Here is a 20,666-nt window from a genome sequence, read left to right on the forward strand (position 1 = left end):
AGAGACAAACATGAAATTTTTTATCGACACAGCGAACCTGGAAGAAATTAAAGAAGCGCATGCACTGGGGCTACTTGCGGGAGTAACGACAAACCCAAGCCTTGTGGCAAAAGAAAACATTTCCTTCGAAGACCGCCTACGCGAAATCACGGAATTCGTGGAGGGTTCTGTCAGTGCGGAAGTCATTGCACTTGATGCAGAAGGCATGATCGAAGAGGGGAAAGCACTTGCGGCAATCGCACCGAACATTACGGTGAAAGTGCCGATGACGCCAGATGGGTTGAAAGCGGTAAAAGCATTCAGTGACCTGAACATCAAAACAAACGTGACCCTCATTTTTAACGCCAATCAAGCATTGATGGCAGCGAGAGCGGGAGCTACTTATGTTTCTCCTTTCCTTGGACGCCTTGATGACATCGGACAAAATGGAATGGACCTTGTTTCCACCATTGCTGACATTTTCGCGATCCACGATATCCCAACGGAAATCATCGCAGCTTCCATCCGTCACCCGATGCACATTACGGAGGCTGCCCTAAAAGGGGCGCACATCGCGACCGTTCCTTACAAAGTGCTGATGCAACTCTTCGGACACCCGTTAACAGACCAAGGCATCGAGAAGTTCTTGGCTGACTGGAATAACCGCCAGCAATAAATTTTATAAAATAATTCGTACGCCCCTGCTGAAAATGAGCAGGGGTATTTTTTTATCTTTTTTTCGACAAAAAGGTTGTGTCGAATATAGGCGTATGGTATCAAATATTACGATTTCATAAAGAATCATGCTTTTTCATATATGAAAATAAATATTTCGTGTAAACTAATAGGTAACGTAAAATTTTACGATTGGTAATAATTGTGTATAATAGACAATAGCACTTTTGGAAACCAACCTCGCCTTGAAGGGAGAACTATATGGAAAAGTTAAAGATTCTTGGTGGTAATAAGTTAAATGGTACCGTACGCGTTAGTGGAGCGAAAAATAGTGCAGTGGCCTTGATCCCTGCAACCATTCTAGCGGACTCACCCGTTACGATCGAAGGGTTACCGCAAATATCAGATGTTGAAATTTTAAGCAGCCTGCTTGAGGAAATCGGCGGAAGCGTATCATTGGAAGGGGAAGACCTTACAGTCGATCCATCCAAAATGATTGCGATGCCTCTACCAAGCGGAAAAGTGAAAAAACTCCGTGCTTCCTATTATTTGATGGGAGCGATGCTTGGCCGCTTCAAGAAAGCGGTAGTCGGCCTGCCTGGTGGCTGTCATTTAGGCCCAAGACCGATTGATCAGCATATAAAAGGCTTTGAAGCCCTTGGAGCAGAAGTAACAAACGAACAAGGCGCCATCTACCTTCGCGCTGAAGAGCTAAGAGGGGCACGCATTTACCTTGATGTGGTAAGTGTCGGTGCAACGATCAACATCATGCTTGCAGCAGTAAAGGCAAAAGGCAGAACCATCATTGAAAATGCTGCAAAAGAACCTGAAATCATCGATGTGGCAACACTTCTAAGCAGCATGGGCGCAAAAATCAAAGGTGCCGGAACAGATGTCATCCGTATCGATGGCGTGGAAAACCTGCATGGTTGCAAACACACGATCATCCCTGACCGTATCGAAGCTGGTACATACATGATCATGGCTGCTGCAACCGGCGGCGAAATGATCATCGATAATGTCATCCCGACTCACATGGAGCCGCTGATCGCCAAGCTTCGTGAAATGGGCGTGAGCATTGATATCAACAACGACCAGGATCAGGTACTTGTCGTTCCTGGCGAAAAACTGAAGGCGGTTGACGTGAAAACGCTCGTCCATCCGGGCTTCCCGACCGACCTCCAGCAGCCGATGACAACCCTGCTGACAAAAGCAGAAGGCACAAGCATCGTGACCGACACGATCTATTCGGCCCGTTTCAAACACGTGGATGAACTGCGTCGTATGAACGGCCAGATCAAAGTGGAAGGCCGCTCTGCCATCATCAACGGCCCTGTCCAACTTCAAGGCGCCAAAGTAAAAGCAAGCGACCTCCGTGCAGGAGCGGCACTTGTCATTGCAGGCCTCTTGGCTGACGGACTGACGGAAGTGACTGGTCTTGAGCATATCGATCGTGGCTACAGCCACCTTGAAGAAAAGCTAGAAGGACTAGGTGCCACCATCTGGCGCGAAAAGCTGACAGAAGAAGAAATCGAGCAAATGCAGAATTCATAAATTTTTAGGAGAAAGAGGGAATCCAAGTGGGTTCCTTCTTTTTTGCGTTGCCACCTGTGCAATGAATTGCGGGGTGAAGGACTCTGTCTGGATGCTCCGCGAAAAGTGAACACCTAGGACGGAAGGTACCCGGAGTTGTCTATAAGCATCAAGTTTTGTTTTTTCACAATTCCACTTTCAAATCCCGACAAATGTGATATACTATTAACGAAAAGTATAGCACAATGCCTTTGGTTGCACAGACAACCTCCAGGCCTACCATAAAAAATAACTAGATTCATAGAACACAAAGGGAGTGGGACAAATGGAAAGAAGTTTATCCATGGAATTGATTCGAGTGACAGAAGCGGCGGCTTTATCATCTGCACGCTGGATGGGACGCGGAGACAAAGACAGTGCGGACGGTGCAGCTACTTCCGCCATGCGTGACGTTTTTGACACGGTGCCGATGAAAGGGACCGTCGTGATTGGTGAAGGGGAAATGGACGAAGCACCTATGCTCTATATCGGCGAAAAGCTTGGTACCGGCTATGGACCACGCGTCGACGTTGCTGTTGACCCGCTAGAAGGGACTAGCATCGTAGCATCAGGGGGCTGGAATGCACTGGCGGTACTTGCGATTGCCGATCATGGAAACCTGCTTCATGCACCGGATATGTACATGGATAAAATAGCCGTAGGTCCTGCTGCGGTCGGGAAAATTGATATTAACGCTTCTGTCACAGATAACCTGAGAGCGGTCGCAGAAGCGAAAAACAAGGATATCGAAGACGTAGTGGCTGTCATCTTGAACAGACCTCGCCACGAAAAAATCATCGCAGAACTTCGGGAGGCAGGCGCTCGTATCAAGCTGATTGACGATGGAGATGTTGCTGCAGCCATTAACACAGCGTTCGATCATACAGGTGTAGATATCCTGTTCGGTTCTGGTGGCGCACCGGAAGGCGTGATCGCTGCCGTCGCACTGAAATGTCTTGGAGGCGAAATCCAAGGAAAATTACTACCACAAAATGAAGAAGAATTAATTCGCTGCCGCAAGATGGGAATTGAAGACATCGATGCGGTCCTAAGAATGGAAGACCTTGTCCGCGGTGATGACGCGATTTTCGCTGCCACAGGCGTAACCGATGGCGAACTTCTTCGCGGAGTCCAGTTCAAAGGGACCAATGCAACTACCCACTCCGTCGTCATGCGTGCAAAATCAGGAACCGTCCGCTTCATCGATGGCCAGCATAACATTAAGAAAAAACCAAACTTGGTATTTAAGCCTTAATAAATAATAAGCGGTCAAGCAGAGTTACCCAGTCGATTGCAGTGCAAGGTGTGAGACTCCTGCGGGAATAAAGGTAGCTTGTGACCTCACAGCGAAGCGAGGAGGCTCAACCACCTTCCCGCGAAAAGCAAACACCTGGAACGAAAATCAACTGAGCGTCAAAGCGAAACCTTAATAAAACCGTAAATGGAACCTCCCATTTACGGTTTTCCAATATAAATACGTCAAAAAAACTTCCCACTCCTCGAATAGTGTACTAGAGATGACCTACCATTATCGACAGATTTAGAGGAAATACAAGAATATTCCCCAGAAAATAAACGGGACAATCAAAGCTTGTCTATAGAAAATAGTTGCTTAAAAGGGCATTTTGTGGGTAAAATAAACAATACTACGAGTATTTATGCAAAATCTACCTTATATCTTCCTAGCGATTCTTCTACATTTTCTTCATAAGGAGAGTTTATCCCACAAACACGAGGGAATCAGTCCTCACTTGGCATCCAATCCATTATCCAAACAAAGTGAAGCGACTCGCCGTATTTCCCATCCTTCGAACTTAAATTCAGCTTGAATCAGTGTTGGAAGACTTACAATTCATACGACCGTTACAACAATTAAACGAATAGAGTGGTGTTTTCTTTTTATGGATTTAACTATTTCTCACTTAGAAAATTTAAAACTAAAAGAATTATACGAGTTTGCCCGTCAGCACAAGGTTTCCTACTACAGCAAGCTGACCAAAAAAGAACTTATTTTTGCTATTTTAAAAGCTCAGGCTGAAAAAGACGGCCTGTTGTTCATGGAAGGGGTTTTAGAGGTCATCCAATCGGAAGGCTTCGGTTTCCTACGTCCAATCAACTATTCTCCAAGTTCAGAAGACATCTATATTTCCGCATCACAAATCCGTCGTTTTGACCTTCGAAATGGGGACAAGGTATCTGGAAAGGTGCGTCCTCCAAAAGAGAATGAGCGCTATTACGGACTTTTACATGTAGAAGCGGTGAACGGGGACGATCCGGAATCTGCAAAAGAACGTGTGCATTTCCCAGCTTTGACGCCTTTATATCCGGATCGCCAAATTGTGTTGGAAACAAAGCCTAAAGGCCTTTCCACACGTATCATGGACTTGATTGCACCGGTAGGTTTCGGTCAGCGAGGTCTAATCGTTGCCCCTCCTAAAGCTGGTAAAACGATGTTGATCAAGGAAATTGCGAACAGCATCACGACAAATCATCCGGAAGCGGAACTGATTGTCCTTTTGATCGACGAACGTCCTGAGGAAGTAACAGACATCGAGCGTTCCGTTGCTGGAGACGTGGTAAGCTCTACATTTGACGAAGTGCCTGAAAACCACATCAAAGTGGCTGAGCTTGTATTGGAGCGTGCACTTCGCCTTGTAGAGCACAAGCGTGACGTAATTATCCTGATGGACAGCATCACACGTCTGGCACGTGCGTACAACCTGGTCATCCCGCCAAGTGGACGTACACTTTCTGGTGGTATCGACCCAGCAGCATTCCACCGTCCAAAGCGTTTCTTCGGTGCTGCACGGAATATTGAAGAGGGTGGAAGCTTGACGATCCTTGCGACCGCACTTGTGGACACTGGTTCCCGTATGGATGATGTCATCTATGAGGAATTCAAAGGTACAGGTAACATGGAGCTGCATCTTGACCGTCAACTTGCAGAACGCCGTATCTTCCCGGCCATCGACATCCGTCGTTCCGGTACGCGTAAAGAAGAGCTTCTTATCCCGAAAGATCATCTGGATAAGCTATGGGCCATCCGCAAAACGATGTCCGACTCTCCGGATTTTGCAGAAAAACTATTGCGTAGACTTCGCCAGTCCAAGACAAATCAGGAATTCTTCGAAATGCTGGAAGAGGACCAAAAGGCTGGAACGGCAAAACGCTAACAATATAAAACTAATGCGCGCCCTGCTTCGGCGGGGGGCGTTTTGTATTTTTGTGAGGGAGGAGCGGAGTGTGTGAAAACGGAAATGTCCAAAGATTTGCCGTTTCTGTACAAACATTTTGCATTCTTGTCCAAAGATTTCGGTTACTTGTCCGAAGTTTCCTCTCAAATGTCCGAACGGAATTTTAAAATGTCGAAACCACCTGTAATTTTGACCGAACGTTCCTGTAGAATGTCCGAACCGACGTAAAAAGAGCTCTATGAATGTCCGAACAAGCGAGGTAAATGTCCGAACCCAGTTCCACCACCTCAAAATCGAGTAAAAAACACGAATATAATGCTCTTCCGCAAAAAAATGTCCGTCCAACCATCAACATCCCCCACAAGGAAAACATTGGCTACCCCACCTTTGCATATAACTCCAAAAGTAATCTTGCAAAACGTGTCATAAGTTGATATAATTTCATCAGTGTGTTTTTAAGATAAGTGATGGCGACCCAAGTGGTTGGTATCATTTGAATGATAACTCTGTTTCGAAAGACTCAGGGCGAAAAGGAGATGACAAGAATGAAAGCTGGAATTCACCCGGATTACCGTAAAGTTGTATTCATGGACATCAACACTAGTTTCAAATTCATCACAGGTTCTACGATGAAAACAAACGAAACTATTGAATGGGAAGACGGTACTACTTACCCTCTAATCAAAGTTGAGATCTCTTCTGATTCTCACCCATTCTACACTGGACGTCAGAAGCATGCTGCTGCTGATGGACGTGTTGAGCGTTTCAACAAAAAATACGGCCTTAAGTAATAAAGTAAAACAGGCAGGTTATCCTATATCTTGCCTGTTTTTTTACTTCTATTTTTACATAATTCAGTGCTTAGGTTCAGGTCGCTAAGCACTTTTTATACGTAAAATTTTCAAAAAGGAGAGGCCGTTTATGTATGTAATGAAGCATTCCGGTTGGGTGGAAGCGATTTGTGGCAGCATGTTTTCGGGTAAATCCGAAGAACTGATTCGCCGCATGAGACGTTCCCAATTTGCCAAGCAGGAAATTCAAGTATTTAAGCCAGCCATCGATAACCGTTATAGTGATGAAGCTGTTGTTTCCCACAATGGAACCTCCATCATTGCCATGCCAGTTCCAACGTCGCAATCGATTTTGGATCAGGTAGAAGAGAATACGGATGTTGTCGGCATTGATGAAGTGCAATTTTTCGATGATCAAATTGTGGAAGTGGTACAGGAATTGGCCAACAAAGGCTACTGTGTCATTGTTGCTGGACTAGATCAGGACTTCCGTGGAGAGCCGTTCGGAAAAATGCCGGAGCTTTTGGCAATAGCAGAATCCGTGACGAAGCTGCAAGCGGTTTGTGCCGTCTGTGGATCCCCTGCAAGCCGTACACAACGTTTGATCAATGGTGAACCGGCTTGTTACGATGACCCAATCATATTGGTGGGCGCTTCGGAATCATACGAACCTCGCTGTCGCCATCATCATGAAGTTCCTCACAAAGTGTCCGTACTGCAAGCAATGAAAAAATAATGAAGCTCTTTTCTCAAATATTGTAGCTATCATCAAGAAAAAAATTTACCGCTTTAGTTCATCCAATATGCAAGTGTTCTGATTCATACAAGCAGGAAAATAGCACGACAGTAACGTAGTCAACGGATGATACTAACATATTTATAAGCAACCATGTTTGCGAAAACAACCAATAATATTTCCTAAATTTAGTCCGTAAGATATAAGAAAAAGAGGATACGCTAAGAAACAGGAGGTGTTTGCATGAAACATGCAGTCCTGTTACTGGTGGTATGCTCTTTTTTTATTAGTGGATGCAGCGGCGAACAGCGCTTTGGCGCGAAGGAAGATTTCGATGGAGAGCGATTGATTGGTGTGAGGAACGATGATCAAGAGGGCTTTTATAGACGAGACCTCGATACAGAGGACTACAACACCAACCAAAATCCAAATTTCCTTGATCTCTCAGAAGACCGTCTCGACTATGGAGACGATCAAAATAAGTTTGTTGAAGTAATTGAGATGAACAGCGACCTTGAACCTGGACCCGTCTACATAACCGGAGACACGGCAAGAGTCACTGCCTATGCGCCAAGTGGCATCTCAAAAAAAGAAAAGAAACGTGTGCAAAAAGAGCTCAACGAAAAGTTTCTTGAGGTCACACCCCGCTACCACGTCAAGCTGACAATTAAAGAAAGATAAGCATGACTCGTTCTGAATTTTCGGGACGGGTTTTTCTTTTATAGGTGGGACTTCCAGCCAGTTCCGGCGATGATGGTTTTGACGCACTACTTAACGTATACTATAATTAGAATGTTGTAGATATAAAAATAATTACAGAATTGTTCTGTATACATTATAGAGGTGAATGCACGTGTTTGATCGTTTGCAGGCAGTAGAGATGCGTTATGAGAAATTGACGGAGCTATTGAGTGATCCGGAAGTCATCAGCGATACGAAAAAGCTGCGCGAGTACTCAAAAGAGCAGTCCGATATTCAGGAGACGGTGGAAGCATACCGTGAGTACAAGGCTGTCAAAGAACAGTTGGACGATGCGAAAGCGATGCTTGAAGATAAATTGGATGCCGATATGCGCGAGATGGTGAAAGAGGAGATTTCTGAGCTTGAAGAGCAACAGGAAAGCTTGGCAGAGCGCCTACATATTCTTCTTTTGCCAAAAGATCCGAACGACGACAAGAACGTAATCATGGAGATCCGCGGAGCAGCGGGTGGAGATGAGGCGGCGTTGTTTGCAGGCGATCTATACCGCATGTACAGCCGATATGCCGAGGCTCAAGGCTGGAAAACAGAAGTGATGGAAGCGGCGTCCACAGGGGTCGGCGGCTACAAGGAGATCATTTTCATGATCTCTGGTAAAGGGGCATACTCCAAGCTTAAATTTGAAAATGGCGCACACCGTGTGCAACGTGTTCCGGAAACGGAATCTGGCGGACGGATTCACACTTCAACTGCGACGGTTGCTGTATTGCCTGAGGCGGAAGAAGTTGAAATCGAAATCCATGACAAGGATATCCGCGTAGATACATTCGCATCGAGTGGGCCAGGTGGACAATCCGTTAACACGACGATGTCTGCCGTTCGTCTGACACATATCCCGACAAACACGGTGGTTTCCTGTCAAGACGAAAAATCACAGATCAAGAATAAAGAAAAAGCGATGAAAGTCCTTCGTGCCCGTGTGTACGATAAGTTCCAACGCGAAGTACAAGCTGAATATGATGCGAACCGTAAGCAGGCGGTAGGTACCGGTGACCGCTCCGAGCGAATTCGTACGTACAACTTCCCGCAAAATCGTGTAACCGATCACCGTATCGGCCTGACCATTCAAAAACTTGATCAGATCCTTCAAGGAAAGCTTCAAGAAGTCATTGACGCACTGATCATGGAAGACCAAGCGCTAAGAATGGAACAGATGGAGAAATGATGAAGGCCATGAAGGTGTACGAAGCCCTGAACTGGGCTTCTTCTTTTTTAAAAAAGAACGATCGCGACGAAAATGCGGGAGAATTGTTGTTGCGACACCATATGAAACTGGATCGTGCCCAGCTTTTTAGTAGAATGCAAGAAATGATGCCGATGGAGATGCAAAGCTCTTTCATTTTCAATGTGCATAAACATGTAGCTGGAATTCCAGTGCAGTACTTGATGGGAAAAGAGGATTTCTACGGCCGCAGCTTTTTTGTTAGTGAAGAAGTATTGATTCCAAGGCCGGAAACAGAAGAGCTTGTCGTCGGCGTGTTGGACCGGGTGAAAAAGCACTTTGGTGCTGGTTTTGAAGCTGATGCTGAAAAATTGAGCGTTGTGGATGTCGGGACAGGTAGTGGTGCCATTGCGATCACATTGGCGCTGGAAAATAGTCGCCTTTCGGTAAAGGCAACAGATATCGCCGGTGAATCCCTCGAAGTGGCGATAGATAATGCGGAAGCATTGGAGGCTGATGTAGAGTTTCTTCAAGGTGACTTGCTGCTTCCATTCATCGAACAGGATATCAAGGTGGATGTGGTCGTTTCCAATCCACCCTATATTCCGCAAAAAGAATACGAGGGGTTATCAACGGTCGTGAAGGATTTCGAACCTTACCGCGCATTGGTCGGCGGCGTGTCAGGCTTGGAATTCTATGAGCGTTTCATGGACGAGCTTCCAAAAGTGCTGAAAGAGCGCGCAATTGTGGCGTTTGAAGTAGGCATGGGACAAGGTGAAGACGTGAAAGGGTTGCTGGAAAAGACATTTCCTCATGCGACGGTGGAGGTTGTGCTGGACATCAACGGAAAAGATCGGATGGTATTTGCTGAGATAGGCTAAGTGAAGATAGGTTGTCTGAGTAGGTTCAAGTGAATAGAAGAAGGGAGCTGCACCTTGCTGCGGCTGGATTGGGCAAGGTGTGGTTGTTTATCGGTCGGCGGAAGCGTTTGGGTTTTTACGCCCCAGATTTATGCTTCCATCATAGCTCCGTCTTCCTGCTGGGGTCTGGCAAGTGTCAGGCCTCTATTTGTTTTTTCTTCAACGAACTTCACAAAAGCTTGGCGGATTTCTTCCTTTTTTTCCGCTGTGCACAAATTTATCAACTGGGACAGGTTCGAATCATAAGAGATGGAGCGATGGTAGTGATGGTAAAATGCTTTACCCGTCATCCATCTGCCGCCTACCAGAATTTCGAAAACGATAGGAATGCTGATGTGATTGAACGCACCCTTCATTTCTCCAATGCGAAATGCTTCAATGTTGCAAGTAAACGATCTCATAAAGCTATTCTTCCTTTCCAAAAATACATAAAATCTAAACTAACACGTCCTATTCATATACCCGCTCCCACCACCCTTAAAACCTCCAAACTAGCAAACTACCAAAACCAGTGAACTGGTGAATGGGGTTTCGACGTGGAAGGGAAAAATCCTTTGAGGGTCTGACCCCTTATTTTTCGACATCATCAATCCCGTCATCCCACTGGATTCCGCGTTCGACATGGGCGAGGGAATTCCTTCAGGGGTCTGACCCCTTTTTTAAATTTTTTTAGTTTTATCTCTCAACTTTTTGCATTTTAGTAGTTTAGGATTTTTGGTTTTTGCCTAGACTGTTTGCTAGAGGGGAGTTGGGGGATATGTTGAAGAAAAATAAAATTACTTTATATATAGTATTACTTTTTGTGGGGGCTTATCTTTCGCTTTTGGGAGAGCAGGCGACGGCTGGAGCGGACGTGAAGAATGGTGCGATGGTGATTCCGGATGAGGCGATCAGGCTTCGCATCCTGGCCAACAGTGATAACGAGCAGGATCAGGAGTTGAAACGGAAGATTCGTGACCGTGTAAACGAAGAGATCACGGTTTGGGTGGAAGGATTGACTTCGATGGAGAATGCTCGCGAAGTGATCACTGGCAACATGGATGAGATCGAACAGATCGTAGAAGAAGTTATGGCGGAAGAAGGCATGGTTCAGTCCTATAACGTCGATTTTGGCAGAGTGGACTTTCCAACAAAAATGTACGGCAAATTCATTTATCCTGCTGGGGATTATGAGGCAATCTTGATTACTCTTGGAAAAGGCACGGGAGCCAACTGGTGGTGCGTGCTATTCCCTCCATTATGTTTCTTGGACTTTTCAAATGGAGAGGCAACAGCAAGTCCTTTTGAAGAAGAGGAGACAGCGGAAGTGACGACGGTTGCAACTACAGTTAAAGCAGATGCTGCTGCAGAAAGTACACAAGAATTTATCGTGGACGAGGAACCAGAAGAAGTAGAAGTACAGTTCTTCCTAGTAGAACTTCTATCTTCTCTATGGAATAAAATTGCCGGATAAGGTTCTACTTTTTCACCTATCTCAATAGAGTAGTAATAGAAAAATTACTAGATGAGGTGAAAAAGTATGAAAATATTACGGTCTGCAACACAGGACGACCTTTGGGCATTACTGGTGTTTTTACGAAGAGCCAATATACATGTGGCTGGTTTGGAAGATAAAATAGAAGATTTTATCATTCTGGAAGAAGAGAATGAGGGTATTTGTGGAACAATAGGAATAGAAACGTACGGAAAAGCAGGGTTGTTGAGATCTCTCGTCATCGGGCCGGCTGTCAAACAGTTTCAGCTGTTGCAGATGTTCGAGCACACCCAACAGCACGCAAGAAAAAAGGGGCTTGAGCAGCTCTACCTAGTTACCAACAAAAACAACTTCATACAATTTTTCGAACTGCTCAACTTCTATCCACAACCTATACACACAGCACCACCAACCATGCTCGAATCCGACTTCTTTGCTGAAATCACCCAACAAGCGGACTGCACCTTGATGGTATGTGAACTTTAAAGGGGTCAGACCCCTTTCATCAAGCTAACGCATTAACGTATAGCGGGTCAGACCCCTTTCATCAAGCTAACGCATTAACGCACAGCGGGTCAGACCCTTTTTAAAACCCCTTTTTATCTTTAAATCCACAAAGTTATCCACGGAATGGACAGGCTTTATCCACAGTTTGTGGATAAGGCTTGTGTTATTTGTGGAAGTTCTTTATACTTTCAGGAGAAAAACCTTACATATTCACATGTTAATAGATTGTAGAATGAGGGATTATTTATGAATACGAAATTATGGGCTGTGGATAAAGAGAATCCGATTAAACATAGTTATCCACAGATCAAGCAGGCTGCTGACCTTTTAGAGCAGGGGGAAGTGGTGGCATTCCCAACGGAGACGGTATATGGACTTGGTGCGAATGCCTTGTCCGATCAAGCTGTATTAAAGATTTTTGAAGCGAAGGGACGTCCAAGTGACAACCCATTGATTGTGCATATAACGAAACAAGAGCAACTGACAGGACTTGTGGATAACTTGACGCAGACTGCCCATAAGTTAATGGACGCTTTCTGGCCTGGGCCGTTGACACTGGTTCTTCCTAAAAAGGAAGGGGTGTCTCAATATGTGACGGCTGGCCTTGATACACTTGCGGTCCGGATGCCGGATCACCCGGTAGCACGGGCGTTGATGGAGGTTTCTGGTCTGCCGCTGGCTGCTCCGAGCGCCAACTTGTCCGGTAAGCCGAGCCCTACTACTGCTGCACATGTGGCTGAGGATTTAACGGATAAAATAGCTGGAATTGTGGATGGAGGAGCAACAGGTGTCGGTCTCGAATCCACAGTTGTGGATTGTACAACAGAAATACCGGTTATTTTACGTCCGGGCGGGGTCACAAAGGAACAGCTGGAAGGGGTTGTGGGTAAGGTGGACGTTGATCCAGCACTGCTCACAGAATCATCCACAAGCAAACCGAAATCACCGGGGATGAAATATACCCACTACGCGCCGGTAGCGCCTGTGTTTTTGGTTGAGGGCAGTCAGCAGTTCCTGGAAGAGACTATCATCAAAGCTCAAAATGAAGGCAAAAAAGTAGGTTTCCTTGCAACGGAAGAGACGATTCTTAAAGCTGCTGGAATTAAGGAGCTTACTAGCATCGCATGTGGTACACAAGCGGACTTAACCACTGTGGCCGCGCGACTTTATGATGCACTGCGAGCGTTCAATTCAACAGACGTAGATATCATTTTCAGTGAGACGTTTTCAAAAACAGGAATGGGCACTGCAATCATGAACCGTCTGGAAAAAGCGGCTGGTCACAAAGTTATTAAAGAATAACCAAGGACATTCTAAATGCACTTTATCTCATTAATAAATGCACAAACTAACTTAAAAGCAAACAACGCTCAGAAGAACATTTTCTGGCGTTGTTTTTATTTCTCCAACTATTTAATTACCGGAACAATTTCGGTGTTGAAGCCCTTGACTCTAATTCATTTTTATTCTTATTTTTCAATAATGAATTCTGCTGTGTGCTTTGACTAGATGGTAAAGTAATATTTTTTGTAACGCAACTCGCTTGGAAATTATCATTAATTGTAAGAATGCCTTCCGTTATTAAAGGTACTCTTATGGTAAGGTTTTTAGTTTCAAAATCAAAATCTGTCTCTAGAGCACACTCATTGCATTCAACATTAGAGGATATAATTGCTCCAGAAAAAACATTGTAGATAAGGGTTAAACAAACTGGTTGAGCTAAATCATTTCTTATACAAGGCATTTAATCTCACCTCCTTTATTTATTACTTTTTATATATATTCATAATGGACAAGGTTGTATAATTCAGGCGACTAGAAACATAAAAATGTGTGAATGTATATAAAGAACCCAACTGGGAGTATGAAAAAAGTTATTGCCAATTTATATAGATTTCTCCACAATGTGGAACTGACTGATTACTAGGAATTAGTAGGTTCCTTTTTTTGTAGGGGAAAGGATCAGTGTCCTGTTTGTATTGCAAAAGCGGCCACTCCATGTGTCGCTCAATTTCCCATTCTAATCCGGATGGCTTGTGCATATCTTGAAGTAGACAAGTCCAGGGGGGCGGAGCATGACGATCATGGTTGGGGAATTCATGACACTTTTATTGATGGCAATAGCACTTGGGATGGACGCTTTTTCGGTTGGGCTTGGGATGGGCATGATCAAGCTGAGGCTCAGGCAGATCTTTTACATAGGAGTTACAATCGGGGTTTTTCATATTGTGATGCCGCTTGGCGGGATGGTGATCGGGAAAGTGCTGTCGCAGGAATTCGGTTCGATCGCGACGCTCATTGGCGGTTTGTTGCTGGTGATGCTCGGGCTGCAGATGATGTTTTCTTCTTTTAAAAAAGAGGACGGGCCGATGATCACGCCGGTCGGTGCGGGCCTGTTTATTTTTGCGTTGAGTGTGAGCTTGGATAGCTTTTCCGTTGGGCTGAGCCTTGGCATCTACGGGGCGAGGACGATGTTGACGATTCTGTTATTCGGTGCGGTGAGCATGCTGCTGACATGGATGGGTCTAATATTTGGAAGAAAGCTGCAGGGCTGGCTTGGATCTTATAGTGAGGCACTTGGGGGGAGCATTCTGCTGGGCTTTGGGATCAAGTTGTTATTTTTCACCTGAATCTGAAAAATTCTGTCGCAGGACTTTTTTACTAGGAGGAATATTTGTTCTCCGTGTAGAAAATAATGTATAGAAAAAGAAAGCGGGTGATCTCTTGGTCAACAATTGGAGAGAGGCTTATGCGAAAAGGGTTAAGCCGGTATTTTTCATACAGGCAATCGGGAGTGCTTTGATCCTTGGTCTGTTGGCAGTCAACTTTTTGGTGGAGTTCAATATGATGCAATTCAAGATAGTGTTCTGGTTGCTGGCTGTGATCAGCTTCGCCTTGGCAATGGAAGATGTGCAGCTGAAGAAGCAGAAATCGGTATATATTTTCAAGTTTTCCACGACACTTGTATATCTTGTTTTCCCGTTTTTATTATTTGGTACGTAAGAGGACCTGTTGTAGGTCTTTTTTTCGTTTTAGGCTTAAAAATTTCAGGCATCATGCCGACATAAGAAGGGAGAGTGTCTTTGTAACTATTTCTTCTTCTTTCTTTTTGTCTATAATAAGGAAAAAGGAGGAGTCAGGATATGAATATATTATTTGTGTGCACAGGCAATACGTGTCGGAGTCCAATGGCTGCCGCTATTATGGCAGGGCGTGATATAGAGGGTGTTGAGGTGAGGTCGGCTGGTGTGTTTGCCATGCCGGGGAGTGAGGCTTCAAGCCAGGCGAGGGAAGTGTTAAAGGAAAAATCCCTGCCGGTGGACCATCGTTCCTCCCAAGTTTCCAATGAACTCGTTGAGTGGGCGGACTATATTTTCACGATGACATCCCAGCATAAAATGCTATTGGAAAACAGTTATCCGCAAAGTGTGGGAAAGACGCATACACTAAAAGGGTTTGTAGAACAGCCGGGAGAGATATCAGACCCATTCGGAGGTTCTGTGGCCACATATCGCGAGACATTCGAGGAGCTTCAAGAGGTTATAGAATCAGTTTGGAAAAAAATAAAATAGCACTCATGCAGCGGGCGATGTAAAAAGAGAAAGCGTTCCTGCGTGAAGGAGGAACGACGATGGGGGAAAACGGGAAGTATAAGTTTGGTTTGCGCTACAAGCTCGTGTTGTTTACCACGATCTTAGCGGTCATCACCTATACGGTGAGTGGATTTTTCATTTATTTTTTAATCGATTATGTGGATGGGATTATGGGGGCGAACCTATTTACCGTCCTAACCTTGATTCTTGGGATCGTCTGGTCTGGGATCCTGGCGTTCTTCGCAGCGGGGTATATCACAAAACCGTTGCAGTCGCTTGAGGCAGTGGCACAAAAAGCAGCAAACGGAGATCTGTCAGAAGATGTGCCGGTATCCAATTCGCGGGATGAGATCAGCGCGGTCGGGACTGCGTTTAACCTGATGCTACATAACTTGCGGGATATGGTAAAAACCATCAACCAGACGTTTGAGAAAACGAATGAGAAGGTGGAAGAGATCAGTGAAGTGTCCATGCAGGCCTCCGAGCAGGCGGAAAGCATCTCCTTGACCATTGAAGAGATTGCCAAAGGTGCCGAAAGCTCTGCTTCAGCCATTCAGGACACGGCGGAATCAGTGGAAGAAGTCATCAAGATCGCGGATGAAGTCCATGAAAAAGCAACCTCTTCCCAGCAACTTTCAGAAGAAATGGTAAAAGATCTCGAAGAAAGCAAAGAGGTCATCCATTCTTTAGTATCCGGCATCCAAAAGCTGGCCGGTGAAAACCAGACATCCTTAAAGACAGTCGAGCGTCTTGAGAAAAATGCAAAAGAAGTAGAAAACATCATTTCACTTGTCGGCGATATTGCGGGTCAGACGAATCTATTGGCATTGAATGCCTCTATCGAAGCGGCACGTGCCGGTGAACATGGCCGTGGATTTGCCGTAGTTGCCGAGGAAGTGCGATCCCTTGCAGATGAGAGCGCCAAGGCAGTACAAGGCATTTCCGAACTTATCAAAAACATCCAAGAAGAAGTAAAAAATGTCGTCACGCAAATCACGGGTCAAGTAAAGGCCGCGAATGTCGAAGCGGAAAAAGGAACAGCCACGAACGAAGTGATCGCGGAAATGACCAACTCCGTATTGGAGGTGGCAGCTTCCGTCAAGCAGATCGCAAACCTTGTGGACCGCCAAATGGACAGCATCCAAACGACCGCACGCCAATCACAAGAAGTAGCGGCGATCGCAGAAGAAACCTCCGCCGGTGCAGAGGAAGTCACCGCGACAACCCATGACCAAGCAAGCATGATAGCAGATGTGGAAAAAATCTCTCAAGAACTTGCAGGACAAGCAAGCAACCTGAAACGAATGATCGCGAAGTTCAGGGTGTAGTTTTTATATGATAAAGGAAAGCCCGGGCGCCGCTGAAAAGGTGCCTGGGTTTTTTTGAGTTGTGATTGTATTTTGGGGAGATTCTACGGAAAAATACCTAAAAAAATGCGGGCTTTATGATAAGAAAATTCGGTTCGGACACTTTTCTACGTACTTCGGACATTTAACCGTACATTTAGTGGTATGTTCGGACAAAGTAGCGGTGAGGTTCGGACAATGATTTTTGTGGTTCGGTCAATTATCTGAAAACTTCGGTCAAGTTTCGAAATTCTTTGGACAACTTTCGGAAAACTTCGGTCAAAATCCTGAAATCTTCGGACATTTGGAGAACTCACTAGTTATAGTATGAATAAAGCAGCCCAACAATCATTCCCAAACCCGGCCCAGCGGAAAGCGAACACCTGGAAAGAGACAAGGGGTCAGAACGATACTAAAATGATAAACAACACAATGGATTTTTTCCCTGCTGGGGGGTAAGATGTACATATAACATCAAACGGACAGGGGATGAAAACATGAGAGTGGCTATTGCATCAGACCACGGTGGAATGAAAATCCGTGAAGAAATCAAAAGTTTATTGGAAGAGTTAAATATAGAGTTTGAAGACTTCGGATGTGAGTGTGAAACGTCCGTGGATTACCCAGACTACGCACAGCCAGTGGCTACAAAAGTGGCGGAGGGCGAATATGACCGCGGAATCCTGATTTGCGGAACAGGCATTGGGATGTCGATTGCGGCCAATAAAGTAAAGGGAATCCGTTGTGCGCTTGTGCATGATATGTTCAGCGCAAAAGCGACACGTGAGCACAATGACAGCAATGTGTTGGCAATGGGAGAGCGTGTGATTGGACCGGGACTGGCCCGTGAAATCGCAAAAATCTGGCTGACTACAGAATTTGAAGGCGGCCGCCATGAGAACCGTCTGAACAAACTACATCAGCTGGAAGGCTAATGGACTTAACTTAGTTGAAAAATAACAAAATGCCTATGGATGTGAGAGTTACTTTGTACTCAATGTTCATGGGCGTTTTTTGAAAAGAGGGGTAATGAAATGATGAATAATATGTGGAGAGAGCAGTTGCAACAGGTGTTGGCAGATCTGCAGGAACAGGCACAGCTAAAGAAGGGACAAATCTTGGTTGTAGGGTGCAGTACAAGTGAAGTGATCGGGGAAAGAATCGGTACAGCAGGGACGGAAGGAGTGGCGGAAACTCTTTTTGCTGTGCTAAATGAGTTTCGTGCAAAAACAGGTGCCGAGCTTGCGTTCCAATGCTGTGAACATCTGAACCGATCGTTAGTGGTGGAGCGGGAAACAGCTGATAGACGGGGGCTTGATGAGGTGACAGTCGTGCCGGTCCGGCATGCGGGGGGCGCAATGGCATCATATGCCTACCATCAGCTTGAAGATGCCGTCATGGTGGAGCATATTAAAGCGGACGCAGGAATCGACATCGGAGACACCTTGATCGGCATGCACATCAAGCACGTCGCAGTCCCAGTGCGCAGCTCCGTCAAATCCGTCGGAAACGCCCATATCACCATCGCCCGTACCCGCCCCAAACTCATCGGCGGCGCCAGAGCAATCTACGAAATCGCAGCACTTGAAGAAGCAAAAAAATAGAAGGTTTTCGCCCTTCGACGTGAAGGGCGGAAATCCTTTAGGGGTCTGACCCCTTTTTTTTCTTTTTTTCTTTTCACGAAAGTTTTTAAAGGTAAGCGCTATCAATCTTCCTTTTCTGTTTCTATCTTTTTGGTTGCGTGATAAAATGAAGGAGGTAAAGGTTGAAAAGCCGAATATATTGGTTTTTGTTTAACATTTCAAAATCTGATGTTCATACTCAAAGGGGGATTCCGAAAGTGAAATTAGCGCAACAGGATCAACAAGTGTTTCAATCAATCCAGGATGAATTGGGAAGACAACGCTCGAAAATCGAGTTGATTGCTTCTGAAAACTTCGTGAGCGAAGCTGTAATGGAAGCTCAAGGATCTGTACTGACGAATAAATATGCAGAAGGTTATCCAGGCCGTCGTTATTATGGTGGTTGTGAACACGTGGACGTAGCAGAAAACATTGCCCGCGACCGTGCGAAGGAAATTTTCGGAGCCGAGCATGCAAATGTTCAGCCGCACTCTGGCGCCCAAGCGAACATGGCGGTTTATTTTACCATTCTAGAACAGGGCGACACCGTTCTTGGGATGAACCTTTCCCATGGTGGCCATTTAACACACGGCAGCCCAGTGAACTTCAGTGGTATTCAATATAATTTTGTGGAGTATGGAGTGGACCAAGACTCTCATACTATTAACTATGAAGATGTAGCGGAAAAAGCAAGACTGCACAAGCCGAAGTTGATCGTTGCTGGTGCAAGTGCATACCCTCGTCAAATCGACTTCGCGAAATTCCGTGAAATCGCGGACGAAGTGGGAGCATACTTAATGGTGGATATGGCGCATATCGCCGGACTTGTTGCAGCTGGTCTGCACCCGAACCCGGTCCCTTACGCTGACTTTGTCACAACCACGACGCATAAAACGTTGCGCGGACCTCGTGGCGGAATGATCCTTTGTAAGGAAGAATGGGCGAAGAAAATTGACAAGTCCATTTTCCCTGGACTTCAGGGTGGCCCGCTGATGCATGTGATCGCAGCAAAAGCGGTAGCGTTTGGTGAAGCGTTACAACCATCCTTCAAGGACTATGCACAAAAAATCATCGACAATGCCAAACGTTTGGCAGAAGCATTAAAAGGCGAAGGCATTTCCCTCGTTTCTGACGGAACGGACAACCACCTATTGCTAGTGGATGTACGCTCTTTGTCCATCACAGGGAAAATTGCGGAGAAAGTGTTGGATGAGGTTGGGATCACGGTAAACAAAAATACCATCCCATTCGATCCGGAAAGCCCGTTTGTCACAAGCGGTATCCGTATCGGTACAGCGGCAGTTACCAGCCGTGGATTCACGTTGGAGGACATGGATGAAATTGCGTCCATCATCGCCTTCACACTGAAAAATCATGAAGATGAAGCGAAACTGGAAGAAGCAAAAGCTCGCGTGGAAGCAGTTTCTGGAAAATATGAATTGTATCCTTCTTTAGGATAAAGGTTTTCATGGGAGAGGTCTGAGGTTAGACCTCTCTTTTTTTGTGCAAAATAACTTGAATCAAGAAAGCTTTTTATGTAGAATCAATGGAAGTGTGATTTGAGAGCCAGGCCCGTTAGAACGAGAAGGCCGGACGCTATCTAACATGACAAAAAGGAGAGATTTCGAATGGCAAAAGTGTACGTATTTGATCACCCGTTAATTCAGCATAAACTTACATATATCCGCGATGTAAATACAGGTACAAAAGAATTCCGCGAACTAGTGGATGAAGTGGCAAGCTTAATGGCATTCGAGATTACCCGTGACCTTCCACTACAGGAAGTGGACGTGGAAACACCAGTTTCTGTTTCAAAATCAAATGTGTTAGCAGGTAAAAAGCTTGGAATCGTTCCAATCCTTCGTGCCGGCCTTGGCATGGTGGAAGGGATGCTGAAGTTGATCCCGGCTGCAAAAGTTGGACATGTCGGCTTATACCGCGACCCTGAAACGCTGCAACCTGTTGAATATTATGTAAAATTACCATCTGATGTAGAAGAGCGCGACTTCATCGTTGTGGACCCTATGCTTGCAACAGGCGGATCTGCCGTGGAAGCGATCCACTCCCTGAAAAAGCGCGGCGCGAAAAACATCAAGTTCATGTGCCTGATCGCTGCTCCAGAAGGTGTGGAAGTCATCAAAGAAGCGCACCCGGATGTTGATATCTACATCGCCGCACTTGATGAAAAGCTTAATGAAAAAGGCTATATCGTCCCAGGCCTAGGCGACGCTGGCGACAGACTTTACGGTACAAAATAACGATCTATAGCTTGAAATTCTTTTAACAAATTAATCTTTTTTTAATATAAGCTGTCCAAAGTCTGATCTTTGGGCAGC

Annotated in this window: 22 protein-coding genes; 20 read left to right on the plus strand and 2 right to left on the minus strand. The window is 45.4% G+C overall.

Features of this window, described 5'->3' with window-relative positions:
- Window positions 1–10 precede the first annotated feature (10 nt).
- The 9 genes from fsa to prmC all read left to right on the plus strand — a co-directional run bounded on the left by fsa (window position 11) and on the right by prmC (window position 9,749).
- The gene (gene fsa, locus EKQ44_RS06590; protein WP_237662772.1) at window positions 11–655 is read left to right on the plus strand and encodes a fructose-6-phosphate aldolase; all 645 of its coding nucleotides are present in this window, start codon (window positions 11–13) and stop codon (window positions 653–655) included.
- A gap of 260 nt (window positions 656–915) precedes the next feature.
- On the plus strand, window positions 916–2,208 hold the full coding sequence (locus tag EKQ44_RS06595) for a UDP-N-acetylglucosamine 1-carboxyvinyltransferase (protein WP_237662773.1): 1,293 nt from the start codon (window positions 916–918) through the stop codon (window positions 2,206–2,208).
- A gap of 304 nt (window positions 2,209–2,512) precedes the next feature.
- Window positions 2,513–3,481: a class II fructose-bisphosphatase gene (glpX, locus tag EKQ44_RS06600; RefSeq protein ID WP_226681864.1), complete on the plus strand. Its 969-nt coding sequence runs from the start codon at window positions 2,513–2,515 to the stop codon at window positions 3,479–3,481.
- 646 nt (window positions 3,482–4,127) lie between these two features.
- Window positions 4,128–5,399 (plus strand): transcription termination factor Rho, encoded by a 1,272-nt coding sequence (rho, locus tag EKQ44_RS06605; protein WP_237662774.1) that lies wholly within the window; start codon window positions 4,128–4,130, stop codon window positions 5,397–5,399.
- A gap of 566 nt (window positions 5,400–5,965) precedes the next feature.
- The gene (locus EKQ44_RS06610) at window positions 5,966–6,211 is read left to right on the plus strand and encodes a type B 50S ribosomal protein L31 (RefSeq protein WP_010200435.1); all 246 of its coding nucleotides are present in this window, start codon (window positions 5,966–5,968) and stop codon (window positions 6,209–6,211) included.
- A gap of 130 nt (window positions 6,212–6,341) precedes the next feature.
- Window positions 6,342–6,947: a thymidine kinase gene (locus EKQ44_RS06615; protein ID WP_237662775.1), complete on the plus strand. Its 606-nt coding sequence runs from the start codon at window positions 6,342–6,344 to the stop codon at window positions 6,945–6,947.
- Window positions 6,948–7,190: 243 nt separating this feature from the next.
- Window positions 7,191–7,628, plus strand: coding sequence for a hypothetical protein (locus tag EKQ44_RS06620; RefSeq protein ID WP_237662776.1), 438 nt, complete (start codon window positions 7,191–7,193; stop codon window positions 7,626–7,628).
- Between the two features lie 172 nt (window positions 7,629–7,800).
- Window positions 7,801–8,871, plus strand: coding sequence for a peptide chain release factor 1 (gene prfA, locus EKQ44_RS06625; protein ID WP_414491254.1), 1,071 nt, complete (start codon window positions 7,801–7,803; stop codon window positions 8,869–8,871).
- Window positions 8,872–8,879: 8 nt separating this feature from the next.
- On the plus strand, window positions 8,880–9,749 hold the full coding sequence (gene prmC, locus EKQ44_RS06630) for a peptide chain release factor N(5)-glutamine methyltransferase (protein WP_237663311.1): 870 nt from the start codon (window positions 8,880–8,882) through the stop codon (window positions 9,747–9,749).
- Between the two features lie 128 nt (window positions 9,750–9,877).
- On the opposite strand, the gene EKQ44_RS06635 is transcribed toward prmC, so the two are convergent.
- Entirely contained in the window at window positions 9,878–10,189 is a 312-nt protein-coding gene (locus EKQ44_RS06635; protein ID WP_237662778.1) for a hypothetical protein, read from the minus strand.
- A gap of 356 nt (window positions 10,190–10,545) precedes the next feature.
- Between EKQ44_RS06635 and spoIIR the strand changes: the two genes are divergently transcribed.
- The 3 genes from spoIIR (at window position 10,546) to EKQ44_RS06650 (ending at window position 13,071) form a co-directional block, all read left to right on the plus strand.
- Window positions 10,546–11,241: a stage II sporulation protein R gene (gene spoIIR / locus EKQ44_RS06640; RefSeq protein ID WP_237662779.1), complete on the plus strand. Its 696-nt coding sequence runs from the start codon at window positions 10,546–10,548 to the stop codon at window positions 11,239–11,241.
- A gap of 66 nt (window positions 11,242–11,307) precedes the next feature.
- Window positions 11,308–11,748 (plus strand): GNAT family N-acetyltransferase, encoded by a 441-nt coding sequence (locus EKQ44_RS06645; RefSeq protein ID WP_237662780.1) that lies wholly within the window; start codon window positions 11,308–11,310, stop codon window positions 11,746–11,748.
- Window positions 11,749–12,015: 267 nt separating this feature from the next.
- Window positions 12,016–13,071 carry an L-threonylcarbamoyladenylate synthase gene (locus EKQ44_RS06650; RefSeq protein ID WP_237662781.1) on the plus strand — a complete coding sequence of 352 codons (1,056 nt, stop codon included), beginning with the start codon at window positions 12,016–12,018 and terminating at the stop codon, window positions 13,069–13,071.
- A gap of 115 nt (window positions 13,072–13,186) precedes the next feature.
- Here the strand turns inward: EKQ44_RS06650 and EKQ44_RS06655 are convergent, their stop codons facing one another.
- Window positions 13,187–13,513: a hypothetical protein gene (locus EKQ44_RS06655; RefSeq protein WP_237662782.1), complete on the minus strand. Its 327-nt coding sequence runs from the start codon at window positions 13,511–13,513 to the stop codon at window positions 13,187–13,189.
- 331 nt (window positions 13,514–13,844) lie between these two features.
- Here EKQ44_RS06655 and EKQ44_RS06660 point away from each other — a divergent pair, with 331 nt between their 5' ends.
- The 8 genes from EKQ44_RS06660 to upp all read left to right on the plus strand — a co-directional run bounded on the left by EKQ44_RS06660 (window position 13,845) and on the right by upp (window position 20,588).
- Window positions 13,845–14,399: a manganese efflux pump MntP gene (locus EKQ44_RS06660; protein ID WP_237662783.1), complete on the plus strand. Its 555-nt coding sequence runs from the start codon at window positions 13,845–13,847 to the stop codon at window positions 14,397–14,399.
- A 94-nt stretch (window positions 14,400–14,493) separates the two neighbouring features.
- On the plus strand, window positions 14,494–14,772 hold the full coding sequence (locus EKQ44_RS06665) for a hypothetical protein (protein ID WP_237662784.1): 279 nt from the start codon (window positions 14,494–14,496) through the stop codon (window positions 14,770–14,772).
- A gap of 140 nt (window positions 14,773–14,912) precedes the next feature.
- The gene (locus tag EKQ44_RS06670) at window positions 14,913–15,341 is read left to right on the plus strand and encodes a low molecular weight protein arginine phosphatase (RefSeq protein ID WP_237662785.1); all 429 of its coding nucleotides are present in this window, start codon (window positions 14,913–14,915) and stop codon (window positions 15,339–15,341) included.
- A gap of 59 nt (window positions 15,342–15,400) precedes the next feature.
- Window positions 15,401–16,690 (plus strand): methyl-accepting chemotaxis protein, encoded by a 1,290-nt coding sequence (locus EKQ44_RS06675; protein ID WP_237662786.1) that lies wholly within the window; start codon window positions 15,401–15,403, stop codon window positions 16,688–16,690.
- A 515-nt stretch (window positions 16,691–17,205) separates the two neighbouring features.
- Window positions 17,206–17,643, plus strand: coding sequence for a ribose 5-phosphate isomerase B (rpiB, locus tag EKQ44_RS06680; protein WP_237662787.1), 438 nt, complete (start codon window positions 17,206–17,208; stop codon window positions 17,641–17,643).
- 99 nt (window positions 17,644–17,742) lie between these two features.
- Window positions 17,743–18,312, plus strand: coding sequence for a TIGR01440 family protein (locus tag EKQ44_RS06685; protein WP_237662788.1), 570 nt, complete (start codon window positions 17,743–17,745; stop codon window positions 18,310–18,312).
- A 236-nt stretch (window positions 18,313–18,548) separates the two neighbouring features.
- Window positions 18,549–19,790, plus strand: a complete 1,242-nt coding sequence (locus EKQ44_RS06690; RefSeq protein WP_237662789.1) for a serine hydroxymethyltransferase — start codon at window positions 18,549–18,551, stop codon at window positions 19,788–19,790.
- 168 nt (window positions 19,791–19,958) lie between these two features.
- Window positions 19,959–20,588 carry a uracil phosphoribosyltransferase gene (gene upp, locus EKQ44_RS06695; protein WP_237662790.1) on the plus strand — a complete coding sequence of 210 codons (630 nt, stop codon included), beginning with the start codon at window positions 19,959–19,961 and terminating at the stop codon, window positions 20,586–20,588.
- Window positions 20,589–20,666: the final 78 nt, after the last annotated feature.

Source organism: Sutcliffiella horikoshii, from assembly GCF_021991925.1.
In the GTDB taxonomy this organism is placed as follows: Bacteria; Bacillota; Bacilli; order Bacillales; family Bacillaceae_I; genus Sutcliffiella_A; species Sutcliffiella_A horikoshii_F.

Bases quoted from the DNA above. Each gene is read 5' to 3' on its own strand.
- fsa (WP_237662772.1), top strand. From the start codon at position 11: ATGAAATTTTTTATCGACACAGCGAACCTGGAAGAAATTAAAGAAGCG.
- rpiB (WP_237662787.1), top strand. From the start codon at position 17,206: ATGAGAGTGGCTATTGCATCAGACCACGGTGGAATGAAAATCCGTGAA.
- EKQ44_RS06635 (WP_237662778.1), bottom strand. From the start codon at position 10,189: ATGAGATCGTTTACTTGCAACATTGAAGCATTTCGCATTGGAGAAATG.
- EKQ44_RS06655 (WP_237662782.1), bottom strand. From the start codon at position 13,513: ATGCCTTGTATAAGAAATGATTTAGCTCAACCAGTTTGTTTAACCCTT.
- EKQ44_RS06670 (WP_237662785.1), top strand. From the start codon at position 14,913: ATGAATATATTATTTGTGTGCACAGGCAATACGTGTCGGAGTCCAATG.
- EKQ44_RS06620 (WP_237662776.1), top strand. From the start codon at position 7,191: ATGAAACATGCAGTCCTGTTACTGGTGGTATGCTCTTTTTTTATTAGT.
- upp (WP_237662790.1), top strand. From the start codon at position 19,959: ATGGCAAAAGTGTACGTATTTGATCACCCGTTAATTCAGCATAAACTT.
- EKQ44_RS06685 (WP_237662788.1), top strand. From the start codon at position 17,743: ATGATGAATAATATGTGGAGAGAGCAGTTGCAACAGGTGTTGGCAGAT.
- EKQ44_RS06650 (WP_237662781.1), top strand. From the start codon at position 12,016: ATGAATACGAAATTATGGGCTGTGGATAAAGAGAATCCGATTAAACAT.
- EKQ44_RS06615 (WP_237662775.1), top strand. From the start codon at position 6,342: ATGTATGTAATGAAGCATTCCGGTTGGGTGGAAGCGATTTGTGGCAGC.
- EKQ44_RS06610 (WP_010200435.1), top strand. From the start codon at position 5,966: ATGAAAGCTGGAATTCACCCGGATTACCGTAAAGTTGTATTCATGGAC.
- glpX (WP_226681864.1), top strand. From the start codon at position 2,513: ATGGAAAGAAGTTTATCCATGGAATTGATTCGAGTGACAGAAGCGGCG.
- prmC (WP_237663311.1), top strand. From the start codon at position 8,880: ATGAAGGTGTACGAAGCCCTGAACTGGGCTTCTTCTTTTTTAAAAAAG.
- EKQ44_RS06675 (WP_237662786.1), top strand. From the start codon at position 15,401: ATGGGGGAAAACGGGAAGTATAAGTTTGGTTTGCGCTACAAGCTCGTG.
- spoIIR (WP_237662779.1), top strand. From the start codon at position 10,546: ATGTTGAAGAAAAATAAAATTACTTTATATATAGTATTACTTTTTGTG.
- EKQ44_RS06595 (WP_237662773.1), top strand. From the start codon at position 916: ATGGAAAAGTTAAAGATTCTTGGTGGTAATAAGTTAAATGGTACCGTA.
- EKQ44_RS06660 (WP_237662783.1), top strand. From the start codon at position 13,845: ATGACGATCATGGTTGGGGAATTCATGACACTTTTATTGATGGCAATA.
- rho (WP_237662774.1), top strand. From the start codon at position 4,128: ATGGATTTAACTATTTCTCACTTAGAAAATTTAAAACTAAAAGAATTA.
- EKQ44_RS06645 (WP_237662780.1), top strand. From the start codon at position 11,308: ATGAAAATATTACGGTCTGCAACACAGGACGACCTTTGGGCATTACTG.